This is a genomic window from Streptomyces sp. NPDC060049, assembly GCF_042736715.1.
In the GTDB taxonomy this organism is placed as follows: domain Bacteria; phylum Actinomycetota; class Actinomycetes; order Streptomycetales; family Streptomycetaceae; genus Streptomyces.
This window is the reverse complement of the sequence record NZ_JBHWVV010000002.1, coordinates 1-13,957: the sequence shown is the minus strand read 5'-3', so window position 1 is coordinate 13,957 and position 13,957 is coordinate 1. Positions and strand designations below refer to the sequence as shown.

Genomic DNA, 13,957 nt, shown 5'->3' with positions numbered 1-13,957 from the left:
GACATGCGCCGGCGCTATCGTCCCTTCGTATGACCCACACCGAGATCGAGGTCACCGCGGAGTTGGTCCGGGACCTGCTGCGCGACCAGCACCCCGACCTGGCCGACCGCCCCCTGAGGTTCGGCGCGCGGGGCTGGGACTGCCAGATGTGGCGGCTCGGCGACGACTTGGCCGTCCGGTTGCCCTGGGCGACGCGGTCCGCGGACGCTCTGCTGCGCAAGGAGCACGCCTGGCTGCCCGGCCTCGCCCCGCACCTTCCGCTGCAGGTCCCCGTCCCGCAGCACCTCGGCGAGCCCTCCGAGCGGTTTCCGCGCTCCTGGATCGTCACCACCTGGGTACCGGGTACGCCTGCCGACCGCGCCCCCGCCACGCGGGCGGAGGAGGCGGCCGACGCCCTGGCCGCCTTCCTGACGGCCCTTCACCGGCCCGCCCCCGACGGGGCGCCCGTCGGCCGCAACCGCGGGGGACCGCTGTCCGACCATGCCGAGGGGTTCGCCGAGCAGCTCGCCTCGGCTACCGAGCTGGGGCTGATCCCTGACCCGGACGCCGTCCGCGCGGTCTGGGAAGACGCCGCTACCGCGTCCGACTGGGCGGGCCCGGCCCTGTGGCTCCACGGCGATCTGCATCCGGCCAACGTGCTCACCGCGGACGGCACCATCAGCGGCGTGATCGACTTCGGCGACCTCTGCGCGGGCGACCCGGCATGCGACCTCGCCGCCCCGTGGGTACTGCTGCCGGACGGCGCCGCCGACCGCTTCTACGAGGCCTACCAGCCGACCCCGGACGCCGCGACCCTGCGCCGCGCCCGCGGCTGGGCGGTGCTGCGCGCCCTCGTCTGCATCCTCATCGGACACGCCGGCGACCACGGCCGCCCCGGCGGCAAACCCACCTGGGGCCCACCCGCCCACGCCACGCTGCGACGCCTCATCGCAACGGCCCGCTGACACACCCGGCCGCATGATTCAGTGGTCAGGTCGGCGCCGATCTTCCGAGCTATCGCGCCGGGGCTTGTCGTCAAAGCGGGGCCAGGGGCCACTTCGGCGACAGGCCCCGGCGCCACGCCGCGGATTCGGAGCCCGGGCATCGCGATACGTCTCACCCAGACCCGTCCACGAGAGCCCCCGAAAGAGAATCTCGGACGGCGATGTCGAGAACCCGTGACCGGCTCCGTCCCCGTAGTGAACGCGGCCGGAACGGGCCGCACCAGCGAGGAGAAACACCATGGCCAAGTACTTGCTGCTCAAGCACTACCGCGGCGCCCCGGCTTCCTTCAACGACGTGCCGATGGACCAGTGGACGCCGCAGGAGATCTCGGACCACGTTCAGTACATGCACGACTTCGCGGCCCGGCTGGAGGAGACCGGCGAGTTCGTCGACGGCCAGGCGCTCGCCCCCGAGGGGGCGTGGGTCCGCTACGACGGCGAGGGGCGCCCGCCGGTCACCGACGGACCGTTCGCCGAGACCAAGGACCTCATCGCCGGCTGGATGGTGATCGACGTCGACAGCTACGAGCGCGCCGTCGAGCTGGCCGGGGAGCTGTCGGCCGCGCCGGGGGCCGGCGGCAAGCCGATCCACGAGTGGCTGGAGGTGCGCCCGTTCCTGGCCGCGCCGCCCACCATCACGGAGTGACCCCTCCGGTGACGCAGATGAACGAGGCCCTGCTCAGGAGCCTCACGCCGGGTGTGCTCACCGTCCTCGTCCGCCGCGGAGCCGACTTCGCGGCGGCCGAGGACGCCGTACAGGAAGCGCTCCTCGAGGCCGTCCGGGTCTGGGCGGCCGACCCGCCGCGGGATCCCAAGGGCTGGCTGGTCACCGTGGCCTGGCGCAAGTTCCTCGACGCGGCGCGCGCCGACACCGCCCGCCGCCGGCGTGAGGACCGCGTCGATGAGGAGCCCGCGCCCGGGCCGGCGCCCGCGGTGGACGACACGCTCCAGCTCTACTTCCTGTGCGCGCACCCGTCGCTGACGCCGGCGTCCGCGGTCGCGCTCACCCTGCGCGCCGTCGGCGGCCTCACCACCCGCCAGATCGCCCAGGCCTACCTGGTGCCCGAGGCGACCATGGCGCAGCGCATCAGCCGGGCCAAGCGCACCGTCCGCGACGTGCGCTTCGACCAGCCCGGCGACGTCGCCACCGTGCTGCGCGTCCTCTACCTGGTCTTCAACGAGGGCTACTCCGGCGACGTCGACCTCGCCGCCGAGGCCATCCGGCTCACCCGGCAGCTCGCGGCCGCGATCGACCACCCCGAGGTGGCGGGCCTGCTCGCCCTCATGCTGCTCCACCACGCCCGGCGCGTCGCCCGGACCGCGCCCGACGGCAGCCTGGTGCCTCTCGCCGAGCAGGACCGCGCCCGGTGGGACCGCAGGACGATCGCCGAGGGCGTCGGGATCCTGCAAGCGGCCCTCGCCCGCGACCGGCTGGGCGAGTTCCAGGCCCAGGCCGCCATCGCGGCACTCCACGCCGACGCGCACGCCGCCGAGGAGACCGACTGGGTGCAGATCGTCGAGTGGTACGACGAGCTCGCGCGTCTCACCGACAGCCCGGTCGTCCGCCTCAACCGCGCGGTGGCCGTCGGGGAGGCCGACGGACCGCGCGCCGGCCTGGCGGCGCTCGCGGAGCTGGACGCCTCACTGCCCCGCCGCGCCGCAGTGGCGGCGTACCTCTACGAGCGCGACGGCGACCTGGCGACGGCGGCACGGCTGTACGCCGAGGCGGCCCACAAGGCACCCAACCTCGCCGAGCGCGACCACCTGACGCGCCAGGCCGCCCGGCTCAACGCCCGCCGCCGCCCCTGACGGGTCGCGCCCGGATCCTCCCGCGGTATCGGGCGCGCCCCCGTGGGCTGAGCGGTGGGCGTTCCCGCCGCTCAGCTGTCCAGTCGGCGCGTGCCGAGCCAGGCGACCATCTTGGGGTCGCGGTGGTCGAAGAACAGCGTCGTGCCGGTGTCCAGGGCGGCGATCCGGGCCATCTGATCGTCGGTGAGCTCGAAGTCGAAGACGTCGATGTTCTGCGCCATGCGGTCGGGGTTGACCGACTTGGGGATGGTGACGATGCCGCGCTGAACCAGCCAGCGGAGCACGACCTGGGCCGCGGACTTGTCGTACGCCGTGCCGATGTCGGTGAGGACGGGGTCCTCGAACAGGTTGTTCCTGCCTTCGGCGAAGCCTCCCCATGCCTGGTGCCGGACGTCGTGCTCGCGCATGAGGTCGTGGTCGGCGGTGCGCTGGAAGAACGGGTGGGTCTCGATCTGGTTGACCTGCGGGGTGATCTCGTTGTTGAGGGCGAGGTCCAGGAGCCGGTCGGGGTAGAAGTTGGCGACACCGATGGCCTTGGTCAGGCCCTCGCGGTTGACGTCCTCCATGGCGCGCCACTGGCCGTAGACGTCGCCGAAGGGCTGGTGCATCAGGTACAGGTCGAGGTGGTCCAGGCCGAGCTTGGTCAGGGACGTCTCGAAGGCGCGGCGGGAGTTGTCCTCGGCGGGATTGTCCTGGACCCACAGCTTGGTGGTGACGAACAGCTCCTCGCGCGCGATGCCGGAGGCCTTGATGGCGCGGCCGACGGCCTCCTCGTTGCCGTAGGCGGCGGCGGTGTCGAGCAGCCGGTAGCCGGCGGCGAGGGCGTCGGTGACGGCCTGCTCGGTCTGCTCCGGCGGAATCTGGTAGACGCCGAAGCCGAGGATCGGCATCTGCACGCCGTTGTTCAAGGTGACGGTCTGCACGGGATCTTCCTTGTCGCTCGTGTGGTGTTCCGCGTGATCATCGACGGGCTGGCGGGCTGGCGGGCCGGCGGGCTGGCGGGCTGGCGGGCCGGCGGGCCGGCGGGGGCTTCCTCGTACTGCGGGACGCCGAGGCGGCTGATGGTGGCGTCGCCGTCGACGGACGCGAGGGCGGTCTGCAGACCTCGGCGGGTTTCGACGGCCTCGGTGACCTTGCCGACGCCGTGGTCACCGGTCAGTCACGCACACGGGACGCGCCTTCCCCGCCGCGTTCGGCGATGATGCCGGTTGCGCCGAAGGCGCGTCCAGGTCGGTGCGGGAGGTGCGCCGGCCCACGAGGATGACCCGCTCGGCGCCCAGTCGCCTGGCGGCGATCACCGCACACCGTCCGGACCACCCGCCTCGACGTACCGCACCGCTCTCTCCGCTCCGTCGTCTTCTCCGGCTGCGTCCACCCTCACCCGCACACCCCGTGCTCGTTCACCGCGAAACGCGGGCGGCCGGTGGAAACAGCTCGTCGTGCGCGCTTTCCTCCCCGCACAGACAGACCGGGCTGTTCGGGGGTAACGACAGGCCCCACTTCGCTTCCGCCCAGGTCACAGCGGTGTGACACAGAAGCCATGGCATCCGAGCACCCCACCGGCACCAGCGAGGGCACGGAACCGGGCCATTTCCTGCCGCCCGGCGCACTCACCCGGTCCAGCCCGCAGCAGGCGCCGGTCTCACTGCCGACGCCGGGCTGCGCCGCACTTCGCCGGACCGTCTCGGGAGCGACCCCGAGCCGGCGTGACACCTCCGCGGTCGAATGCCCCTCCACGCACTGGAGCACGATCCGGGACCGCAACGCCAATGCTTGAGCCGCCGAAGGGCGATCCAACCCGGAGCACACCCCGATGGGCATCGGTCACCGACAAGAGCGGGATCTTCGGTCCAGGACGACTCACACCCGATCAACGACGAATCTCTGACTCAGGTCGTCGCCGGCCCTGACCACTGACTCACGACCGCGGGCCCGCCTCCGGTTGGGAGACGGGCCCGCGGCTTCCGAGACGGGAGTGAGCGCGACGCGCTACACCCGTTCGGGACAAGCTCAAGAATGGCCGTGACGCGGAGGAAGCCCTCGAAGGCCTGCAAGTACGCCGCCGACGCCTGGGAGAACGTCGTGGATACCGCCGCCCCCGGGAGCATCGCCCGCTCTCACCGCCGGGATGCGCGCCCTTACCGTCGGGACTCGGCGGGAGCCGTCAGCGTGATCAGCAGGAGATGGTGACCTCGTGGACGACCGGGTTGGCCGTCCAGGGGAACGACGCCACGGCGAAGGTGCCGCGAATGGTCGAGCCGCAGGGGACCGTGGTGGTCGCGCCGGGCACCTTGATGGTCGTGGCGGTGAAGATGACCCGGCTGTTGCGGGTATCGGGCGAGCCGCTGCCCACGATCTCGGACGTCACCGACGTGATGAGGTCCTTCGGCGCGGGTGCCGGGCTGCCGGGGGAGGGCGGGCCGGCGAGGGAGACCTTGCCGTAGATCTCGACCGAGTTGCCGGTGATGTCGGCACACACTCTGGTGGCAAGACCGGCCTGGAGGCCCGTGTTGCTGCAGGAGGTGACGGTGGCGTTGGCGCTCTGCGGAGTGCTTGCGGCGCCTGCCGGGGCAACAGTTAAGACGGTCAGACCTGCGACGGCTGCGGTGATGAGGGCAAGACGGTTCATAGAACCTCTCCTTGTCTGGTGGCCGCTCGGGCTCACCCCGAACGGCTCATGTCATGTGACATTGCACATGTTACATGGACGCGAGGTGTTCGGTTCGTTAACGAAGAGCCCGCCGCTTGTGACGTTTCGGCTCCCCCTGATCTGACGCTCGGTCACCCCCGGTGCACGTGACGGCAGTCGAGCCGCCGACCTGTCCGCGACAGGCGCGCTGTGAGGCCGCGCCCGGCTGCAACTCCTTCAGGAGCTGTTGCTCGTCGTCCGTGGGACCCGACACCGGTTCGCGGTCCCGTGCGGCGTCCAGGGCCTGCCGCCACCGGTCGATATCCGCCGGGCGCCGTCCATGCCCGCGGTCATGGGGTTCGGTGCACACCGGCCATGGTTCGCCCTGGCAGCATCCGCTTGACACCGGTGCTGTCGAAACCCCTGGACGTTTCGACTCGCCCGCCGGCGCCGGCCGGCTCCCAAACGGGCGTGCGAGGGTCGTCGGTGACGAGCGTCTGTGCCGGTGGCTCGAAGCCGCGAGGATGCGCGCTGCGTGATGGGCCGCGATGCTGGAGGGGACGGACCACAGCGGAAGGAGTTTTGCATGTCTGCGATGGACAAGCTCAAGCAGATGCTGAAGGGCCACGAGGACCAGGCTGGACAGGGCGTCGACAAAGCCGGTGACCTCGTCGACGGGAAGACCCAGGGCAAGTACAGCAGCCAGGTCGACACCGCCCAGGAAAAGCTCAAGGAGCAGCTGGGAAACGAGCGCGGGCAGGACGAGCCGCCTCCGCCGCAGCAGTAGTTGTGGGGGCTCGTCGGGCGGTTCCCTCGCCCGTTACGAGCCCCCTGCCGGGTCTCGCACTGATCGGCACACCACTTCGTCGCGAATCCATCCCCTCGGTTGGGGCAGCGGCCCTTCGGTGTGTCCGCGTCCGGGGCCGGGGGCCTGCTCCCCGCATGCGCGGGGAGCAGGCCCGCTGACTGCGCCTACGACGTGGACCGCCCGCGGCTGCGCACGGGCCTCTACCGCACCGTCCTGGCCGAAGGGCAGCACGAGGACCTCGTAGCCCTACTGAACCGCGAGCTCCTCCTGGCGCAGCGGCCCGTCCTGCGCACCCTGGTCAGCAGGCACCTGCGGGAGGTCTGGAAGCACGCGTTCCCCGAGCTCGCGGCTGCGGGGTCCCGCCGCCGCGTGAAGCTGAGCGACCTGCGCACCGCCGCCTCCTCGCCACCGAGATCGACATGGGGAAATCCGTACTACTCGTGATCACCGGCTGTACGCCGTCCAAGGCCCACGGCCTCGCGGTGCGCAAGGGCCACGTGGGCAAGACCCCCCCCGCACCTGGCTCTCCCTCACCGACCGCGGCCGCAGCGCCCTGGCGGGGCACCTGATCGCCCTGCGGACCATCGCGGAGACGGCCGCGCGCCACGCCTGAGGCAGCGCCGCGCGCCGCCCGGGCGGCCCGTCCGGCGGAGCATAGGTCGTCGTCGTCCCAGGCGAACCGACGGGACGCAAGTCGTCGCAGGCGAACCGACGGGAGCGCAAGTCGTCGTCCCGGGCGATCCGACGGTCCCCAGTCGCGAAAGCACCCGCCGTCCGCCTGCGGACGATCCACGAGCCGCCCCGTGCGGGCCTTCGCTCCGAAGGTGTCCCCGACCCAAGAGCAAGTCCTGGGGGAGAGCTGAGGTTGATCGGTTCTGGACGTGCCCCTACTCCGCCGACGGGCGGACCTCCACCCTCCTCCTGCGCTGTCACCTGCCCACACGCTCCGCCCCACCGCCGGATGTGATCCGGGCCACACCGTGTCACAAGTTTCCTCCGGCCGGCGCCTTGTGTGCGAACCCCGAGCGAACGGAGCGGAGACCATGACGCAGCACACTGGCAGCCGGACCGAAGTCATCGTGATCGGCGGCGGATACGCGGGAGTCCTCGCGGCCAACCGCCTGACCCGCCGCGACGACGTGGCCGTGACCCTGATCAACCCGCGCCCGAACTTCGTCGAGCGCCTGCGCCTGCACCAGCTGGTTGCCGGGACCGACGACGCAGTCGTCGACTACGAGGACGTCCTGAGCGAACGCGTCCACCTCGTCGTCGACACCGCGACCGAGATCGACCGGGAGGCGCGCACCGTCTCGCTGGCCGGCGGCGCCACCGTCGGGTACGACCACCTGATCTACGCGGTCGGCAGCCGCAGCGGCGGTGCGCCGCAGGTGCCCGGTGCGGACGAGTTCGCCTACCCGATCGCGACCCTGGAGGAGGCCGAGCGGCTGCGCGAGGCCGTGGCCGCCGCGCCCGCCACCGCGGTGCTGGCGGTCGTCGGCGGCGGCGCCACCGGCATCGAGACCGCGGCCGAGCTCGCCGAGGCGGGCCGTACCGTCACCCTCGTCTGCGGGGGACAGCTCGGCTCCTACCTCCACCCGAACGGCCGCCGCTTCGTCGCCAAGCGGCTGGCGGCCCTCGGCGTGACCGTCCTCGAAGGCCCCGGCGCCAAGGCGGCGTCCGTGACGGCCGACGCCGTGCACCTCGCCGACGGCCGCGAGGTGCGCGCCCACCTGACCATCTGGGCCGCCGGCTTCGGCGTTCCCGACCTGGCCGCCCGCAGCGGCCTCAGCACCGACGAGACGGGCCGCCTCCTCACCGACGAGACCCTGACCAGCATCGACGACGACCGCATCGTCGCCGCCGGGGACGCGGCCGCGCCCTCGGGCCTCGCCTACCGGATGGGATGCCAGGCAGCCGTCCAGCTCGGCCCGCACGCCGCCGACGCCGTGCTCCGCCGCATCGAGGGCGGGCGGCCCCAAGCCATCAGCATCGCCTTCGCCGGATTGTGCGTCAGCCTCGGCCGCGGCGCCGGCATCTTCCAGTTCGCGCGCAAGGACGACACGGCCATCCGGTTCCACGTCGGCGGCCGAACGGGCGCGCGCCTGAAGGAGCTCGTCGTCTCCCACGCCGTCAAGCAGCTCTCCGACGAGGCGCGCAAGCCCGGTGCACGCGTCCTGAAGGCCAAGGACGACGCCCGCCGGCAGCGCGTCCAGGCGGCGGGCACGAGCGCGAACACGAGGGCGGCGGGCACGAGCACGAACACGAGGGCGGCGAGCACGAGCGCGAGCACGAACCGGCCCGCGCGCGTGTCGTAGCCCCTGGAGCGGGCGGCCCAAGGCTGCCGCCCGCCCCCAAGTGCCCCTGAAACGTGCCGTCATGGAAGGATTCGAGGATGCGAGACCACGCCGCGGACCCGGCGACCGATGCCTTCGTCGCCCACCGCAACCTGCTCTTCACCGTCGCCTACGAGATCCTGGGCTCGGCGGCCGACGCCGAGGACGTCCTGCAGGAGACCTGGCTGCGCTGGGCCGAGGTCGATCTGGCGCAGGTCCGCGACCAACGTGCGTTCCTCGTCCGCGTCACGACCCGGCGGGCGCTCGACCGGCTGCGGGCCCTGCGGCGCCGCAAGGAGACCTACGTCGGCCCCTGGCTGCCCGAGCCGCTGCTCACCTCGCCGGACGTCGCCGAGAACGTAGAGCTCGCCGAGAGCCTGTCCATGGCCGTGATGCTCGTCCTGGAGACCCTTTCGCCCACCGAGCGGGCCGTGTTCGTCCTGCGCGAGGTCTTCGACGTCGGCTACGACGAGATCGCGGAGGCGGTCGGCAAGACCCCCGCCACGGTCCGTCAGATCGCCCACCGCTCCCGCAAGCACGTCGACGCCCGCCGCCCCCGCGAAGTCGTCTCCCCGCGCCAGGCCAAGGCCGCCATCGCGTCGTTCCAGCACGCCGTGGAGACCGGCGACCTGCAGGGCGTGCTCGACGTCCTCGCCCCCGACGTCGTCCTGATCAGCGACGGCGGCGGCGTCAGGAGCGCCGCGCTACGGCCCGTCGCGGGCCTCGCGAAGGTGGTCCGCCTCCTCCTCGCCGCACTCGGAAGCAAGGAAGGCAGGCTCACCAGCGAGCCCGCCACCGTCAACGGCGACCCGGCACTCCTCCTACGCCTCGACGGCGAGATCGACAGCGTCATGGCGATCCGCCACGAGAACGGCCTCGTCACCGGCATCTACTTCGTCCGCAACCCCGCCAAGCTCATCCACATCGCCACCGCCACACCACTGCCCCTGAAATGACACCGGAACAGCCGCGGTCCCGCCCCGGATGTCAGGCCGGTTGTCCTTCGCCCGCCCCGAACCGTGTGCTCGGAGCCGGTGGAAGGTAAATGCGTCGACAGCGCCCTCCGTACCCGGCAAAGTGGCCGCCCGTGACGAGCAGTGAGCTGTGGACCCGTGCGACCGCCGACCGCTACGACGCCGAGGAGACCGAGACGTCCTCGGCCGCCGTTCTCGGACCGACTCTCGCCTTTCTCGCCGAGCTCGCCGGAGACGGCCGGGCACTGGAGTTCGCCATCGGGACCGGACGAGTGGGCGTCCCTCTCCGGGAACGCGGCGTGCCGGTAGTGGGCATCGAATTGTCCGAGCACATGGCAGCGGTGCTGCGGCGCAAGATCGACGAGCACACGCTCCCGGTAGTCATCGGGGACATGGCCACCACCGTCGTTCCCGGCGAGTTCACCCTCGTCTATCTCGTCTACAACACCATCACGAACCTGCTCACGCAGGACGAGCAGGTCGAGTGCTTCCGCAACGCCGCACGTCATCTGGAGCCCGGCGGCCGATTCGTCATCGAGCTGGGCGTGCCGCCGCTGCGGTTCCTGCCGCCCGGCCAGGTCGCGGTGCCGTTCGACGTCTCCGAGCAGCATCTCGGCTTCGACACCTTCGACCTCGTCGAGCAGATTCTCGTCTCGCACCACTTCACCCGCGACGGCGACGACGGCCGCTACCGCCGCGAAAACTCCCGGCACCGCTACGCCTGGCCGGCAGAGCTCGACCTGATGGCACGGATCGCTGGGCTCGAGGTGGAACGTCGCGTCGCGGACTGGGACGGGGCGCCGTTCGCCCAGGACTCCGCGAAGCACATCTCCGTGTGGCGCAAGCCGATCTGAGGTCGGCCACCGGGCCGTCGACGTAAGCCGTGCCCGTCTTGCAACTCCTGCCGGGAGTTCAGGCGTCGCCGGCAGATCAGTGCGCATCTGAGGATGAGGGAGGCTTCGTGGATGGTGCTGCCCGTCCCACCCCGAAAGACCAAGATGGTCGACTACGTGCCGACGGCCGCACGACGCCCCTGAACCCGACGCCGGCGGCCGGCCGCCCTCCAGCAGCTGACCTGCCGCACACCATCGCCACGACGCGGGCCAATTGGATGCGGCCATGGCCGTAACCGGGTAGCTGCTGAATCGTTTATCCATATCGTCGCGTCAGATGCACAACCGCTCCCCCCTGCGGTGCCGCGACCAGCGGCCCCGGGACGTCCCCCCTGTCCCGGGGCCTCTCTCTAGTTGGACCCGTGGGAGTGATGGCCGGAGGCGTCGCACCCGCCGACTGTGTGCTCCCCTTGTCAGGTGGTGGCTGGTCCCAGGCGAACAGGGCGTAGCTATTGCCGCCTGCCCGGCTGGAAAACCGTGGTGAGAGGCTCGCCTCCCGGGGCCAAGCCGGACGCTGGGTGATAGTCCACCTGCAGTTCGCGGTGATCGGTGGGGCAGGCTGGGGAGCATGACTACGTACGAGACGATGTCGTTCCACCTGGAGACCGACCGGCTGATACTGCGGCCGTGGGCCGAGTCGGATGCCGCTGAGTTCTGCGCCCTCCTCTCCGAACGCGGCAAGGGGACCCCAACGGTTGAGCACATCCGGACATCCATCGCGGAGCTGCTCGCCGCGACGGCGACGACGGGGATCGCCCTGTTGCCCATCCAGCGCCGTGACGAAGGCGACTTCATCGGCTACTGCGGGCTGATCATCGGCCGCTCCACCGTGGAGGAGCCGGAGATCGCGTATGAGCTGTTCCAGCGCGCCCATGGGCGTGGCTACGCCACCGAGGCGGCCAGGGCGGTGGTCGATGCCGCTATCGCGACCGGGCGGAAACGGCTCTGGTCGACCGTCGGCACATGGAACACACCGTCGCTCCGTGTCCTTGAGAAGCTCGGCTTCGAGCGGCACCGCGTCGCCACGGACGACCGTGGTGAACATGTCTGGCTCACACGCTCGTTGCCGTGACACGAGGTCACCCCCTCCGGGTCTGCATACTCACGTGACCGAGTGCAGGCGGAGCAGGCGGCCTGACGGCAGTGGTGGCCGGCTCCGGATCGGGCTAGGTTCTGTCTCTTTGGTCAGCGTCAGGTCCAGACAAGGATGCCCGCGAGGCGGAGTGCGCGCCTGGTAGCCGATGGCGATCTGGTCGGACGGCTGCGGGATGACCGCCCGGATTCCCCGGCGCCGGAGTGGCAACCCGCCGCGGGAGCGTCCGAGGTTGTGCCCTGGGTGGGGTTGCCCAGGTGCAGCTGGTGTAGACGGCGTAGGCGGCGGCCACGATGCGCCGTTCGGTCAGCCTGAGCGTGAGCCTCACGTGGCTTTCCGCTCCGGAGTCTTAGCGTGGTCCCATGACGAGAAGTCAGGACCTGGCGCAGCGAGCAGCCGTGGTGCTCTGTGTGACAGCGGCGCTAATGGGACCGGGAAACACGGCCGGCGCATCCGTCGGGACGACGGCAGTCGGGCTGTCCCCCCGGCCTGATGCCCTCGTTTACATCGCCAACCTCCACTCCGACACGGTGTCGGTCGTCGACACCGGCACCGGAACGGTCGTGGACAGCGTTCCCGTCGGGGACGGACCGGACAGCGTGGCCGTCAGCCCGGACGGCTCCCGCGTCTATGTCACCAATTCCGCGGCGGACACCGTATCGGTGATCGACGCCCGTACCAGGACGGTCATCGCCACCGTCGCTGTCGGGGACGAACCGAGCAGAGTGACAGTCTCTCCCGACAACCGGAACGTCTACGTCGCCAACGTCGGGTCGGACAACGTGTCGGTGATCAGCACCCGCACCCGTGCCGTCACGGACACCATCGCGGTGGGCGATGCCCCGCTGGGCGTGGCGGTGGCACCCGACGGATGCACCCTGTACGTCGCCAACGCCGCGTCCGGCACCGTCTCAGTGGTCCGCACCGCCACCCGAACGGTCACCGGCACCATCCCTGTCGGCAGCGGACCGACCGCTCTGGTACTCACCCCCGATGGCCGTCGCCTGTACGTCTCCAACCTGACCTCGGACGACGTGTCGGTGGTCGACGTCCACGACGGCGCGGAATCGGACCGCATCCCGGTCGGGGACCAGCCTGCGGGAATCGGGGTGCGACCGGATGGGCGCCAGGTATACGTTGCCAACATCGGGTCCGACAACGTGTCCGTGATCAGCACCCGCGGCCGTGCCGTCACGGATACCGTCGCCGTGGGAGACGGCCCCAACGGCCTCGCCGTCGGCCCGGACGGCTCCCTCGTCTACGTCAGCAACTTCGACTCGGACACCCTGTCGGTCATCGACACCTCGACAGCCCGGGTAACGAACACGGTGACCGTGGGCGACGGGCCGACCGGCGTGGCAGCGGTACAGGGAGAAGCGGGCACGGCCCGAGGTCCGAACACCGCGCCGGTGCAGCTCGCCTGAGCAAGGCGCCGCTAAGTTCGGTCTCTTTGGTCAGCGTCGTGCCCAGATGAGGATGGCGGCGAGGTGGAGTGCTGCCTGGTGGGCGATGGCGAGTTTGTCGCATCGTGTGGCCAGGCCGCGCCACTGCTTGAGGCGGTTGATGCAGGGTTCGACGGTGTTCCGCTGCTTGTAGATCTCAGCGTCGAAGCCGGGCGGGCGGCCGCCTCGGCGGCCTCGCCGCAGGCGGTGGCCGGCCTGGTCGGCTGGCTGCGGAATGACCGCGCGGATCCCGCGTCGGCGCAGGTGGGACCGGATGGCGCGGGAGGAGTAGGCCCGGTCCGCGAGCACGGCCAACGGCCGGGTTCGGGGCCTGCCTGGGCCGCATCGCGGCACGCGGATGCGGCCCATGACCGCTTCGAAGGCCGGTGCGCCGCCGGCCTGTCCTGCGGTGACGGTCAGGGCCAGAGGTCGTGCACGGCCGTCTGCGGCCAGGTGGACCTTGGTGCTCAGGCCGCCGCGTGAGCGTCCGAGGGCGTGATCGGCGGGCCTTCGGCCCCTTTTTGCGTGCTCCGGCGGAATGGTGGTGGGCTCGGACGACGGTGGAGTCGACCGAGACGGTCCAGCCGATGTCGTCATCGGCGTCCGCGGCCGTCAGGAGCGCGGTCAGGATCTCCTGCCAGGTCCCGTCGACGGCCCATCTGATCAGCCGTTTGTGGGCGGTCTGGAAAGGGCCGAGCTCGTCGGGCAGGTCCCGCCAGGGCGAGTTGGTGCGGTACTTCCACGCAATGGCCTCAAGGGTGCGGCGGTGATCGGCCCACCGCCTGCCGCGGACCGGATCGGCCGGCATCAGCGGCTCGATCCGGTCCCACATCGCATCAGTGATCACTAATCGGACGGACACATCCGATCAACTGACCAACCCATCAAAGAGACACGCGCTAAAGGTTGTTGCAGAACGTTTGGGGTGGGGCATTCCTCTTGTATGGGCGGGGTGTTGCGGGCTGAGTCGTTGTGGGTGGAGACGTTCACCGG

At 71.0% G+C, this 13,957-nt stretch carries 13 protein-coding genes and 1 pseudogene; 11 read left to right on the top strand and 3 right to left on the bottom strand.

Annotated elements, in window-relative coordinates; genetic code table 11:
- Positions 1 to 29 precede the first annotated feature (29 nt).
- From ACFWBY_RS02715 to ACFWBY_RS02705, 3 genes are all read left to right on the top strand, one after another.
- Complete coding sequence (locus tag ACFWBY_RS02715) at positions 30 to 944, top strand: aminoglycoside phosphotransferase family protein (protein ID WP_385336317.1); 915 nt, start codon at positions 30 to 32, stop codon at positions 942 to 944.
- A 277-nt stretch (positions 945 to 1,221) separates the two neighbouring features.
- Positions 1,222 to 1,629, top strand: a complete 408-nt coding sequence (locus tag ACFWBY_RS02710) for a YciI family protein (RefSeq protein ID WP_385336319.1) — start codon at positions 1,222 to 1,224, stop codon at positions 1,627 to 1,629.
- Positions 1,630 to 1,646: 17 nt separating this feature from the next.
- The gene (locus tag ACFWBY_RS02705; RefSeq protein ID WP_385336346.1) at positions 1,647 to 2,792 is read left to right on the top strand and encodes an RNA polymerase sigma factor; all 1,146 of its coding nucleotides are present in this window, start codon (positions 1,647 to 1,649) and stop codon (positions 2,790 to 2,792) included.
- Positions 2,793 to 2,863: 71 nt separating this feature from the next.
- On the opposite strand, the gene ACFWBY_RS02700 is transcribed toward ACFWBY_RS02705, so the two are convergent.
- A complete protein-coding gene (locus ACFWBY_RS02700; protein WP_385336321.1) occupies positions 2,864 to 3,715 on the bottom strand; it encodes an aldo/keto reductase in 852 nt (283 codons plus the stop codon).
- Positions 3,716 to 4,332: 617 nt separating this feature from the next.
- Between ACFWBY_RS02700 and ACFWBY_RS02695 the strand changes: the two genes are divergently transcribed.
- On the top strand, positions 4,333 to 4,569 hold the full coding sequence (locus ACFWBY_RS02695) for a hypothetical protein (RefSeq protein WP_385336323.1): 237 nt from the start codon (positions 4,333 to 4,335) through the stop codon (positions 4,567 to 4,569).
- A 396-nt stretch (positions 4,570 to 4,965) separates the two neighbouring features.
- Here the strand turns inward: ACFWBY_RS02695 and ACFWBY_RS02690 are convergent, their stop codons facing one another.
- Positions 4,966 to 5,421 (bottom strand): hypothetical protein, encoded by a 456-nt coding sequence (locus ACFWBY_RS02690; protein WP_385336325.1) that lies wholly within the window; start codon positions 5,419 to 5,421, stop codon positions 4,966 to 4,968.
- 586 nt (positions 5,422 to 6,007) lie between these two features.
- Here ACFWBY_RS02690 and ACFWBY_RS02685 point away from each other — a divergent pair.
- The 7 genes from ACFWBY_RS02685 (at position 6,008) to ACFWBY_RS02655 (ending at position 12,946) form a co-directional block, all read left to right on the top strand.
- Positions 6,008 to 6,208, top strand: a complete 201-nt coding sequence (locus ACFWBY_RS02685; protein ID WP_385336327.1) for an antitoxin — start codon at positions 6,008 to 6,010, stop codon at positions 6,206 to 6,208.
- A gap of 192 nt (positions 6,209 to 6,400) precedes the next feature.
- Positions 6,401 to 6,673 carry a hypothetical protein gene (locus ACFWBY_RS02680; RefSeq protein ID WP_385409617.1) on the top strand — a complete coding sequence of 91 codons (273 nt, stop codon included), beginning with the start codon at positions 6,401 to 6,403 and terminating at the stop codon, positions 6,671 to 6,673.
- A gap of 599 nt (positions 6,674 to 7,272) precedes the next feature.
- A complete protein-coding gene (locus tag ACFWBY_RS02675) occupies positions 7,273 to 8,544 on the top strand; it encodes an NAD(P)/FAD-dependent oxidoreductase (protein ID WP_385336329.1) in 1,272 nt (423 codons plus the stop codon).
- A gap of 77 nt (positions 8,545 to 8,621) precedes the next feature.
- Complete coding sequence (locus ACFWBY_RS02670) at positions 8,622 to 9,518, top strand: RNA polymerase sigma-70 factor (RefSeq protein WP_385336331.1); 897 nt, start codon at positions 8,622 to 8,624, stop codon at positions 9,516 to 9,518.
- 131 nt (positions 9,519 to 9,649) lie between these two features.
- Entirely contained in the window at positions 9,650 to 10,390 is a 741-nt protein-coding gene (locus tag ACFWBY_RS02665) for a class I SAM-dependent DNA methyltransferase (RefSeq protein WP_385336333.1), read from the top strand.
- 607 nt (positions 10,391 to 10,997) lie between these two features.
- On the top strand, positions 10,998 to 11,501 hold the full coding sequence (locus ACFWBY_RS02660) for a GNAT family N-acetyltransferase (RefSeq protein ID WP_385336335.1): 504 nt from the start codon (positions 10,998 to 11,000) through the stop codon (positions 11,499 to 11,501).
- Between the two features lie 383 nt (positions 11,502 to 11,884).
- Positions 11,885 to 12,946, top strand: a complete 1,062-nt coding sequence (locus tag ACFWBY_RS02655; protein ID WP_385336337.1) for a beta-propeller fold lactonase family protein — start codon at positions 11,885 to 11,887, stop codon at positions 12,944 to 12,946.
- Positions 12,947 to 12,976: 30 nt separating this feature from the next.
- Here ACFWBY_RS02655 and ACFWBY_RS02650 read toward each other — a convergent pair.
- A pseudogene (locus ACFWBY_RS02650) lies at positions 12,977 to 13,796 on the bottom strand (IS5 family transposase).
- Positions 13,797 to 13,957 lie beyond the last annotated feature (161 nt).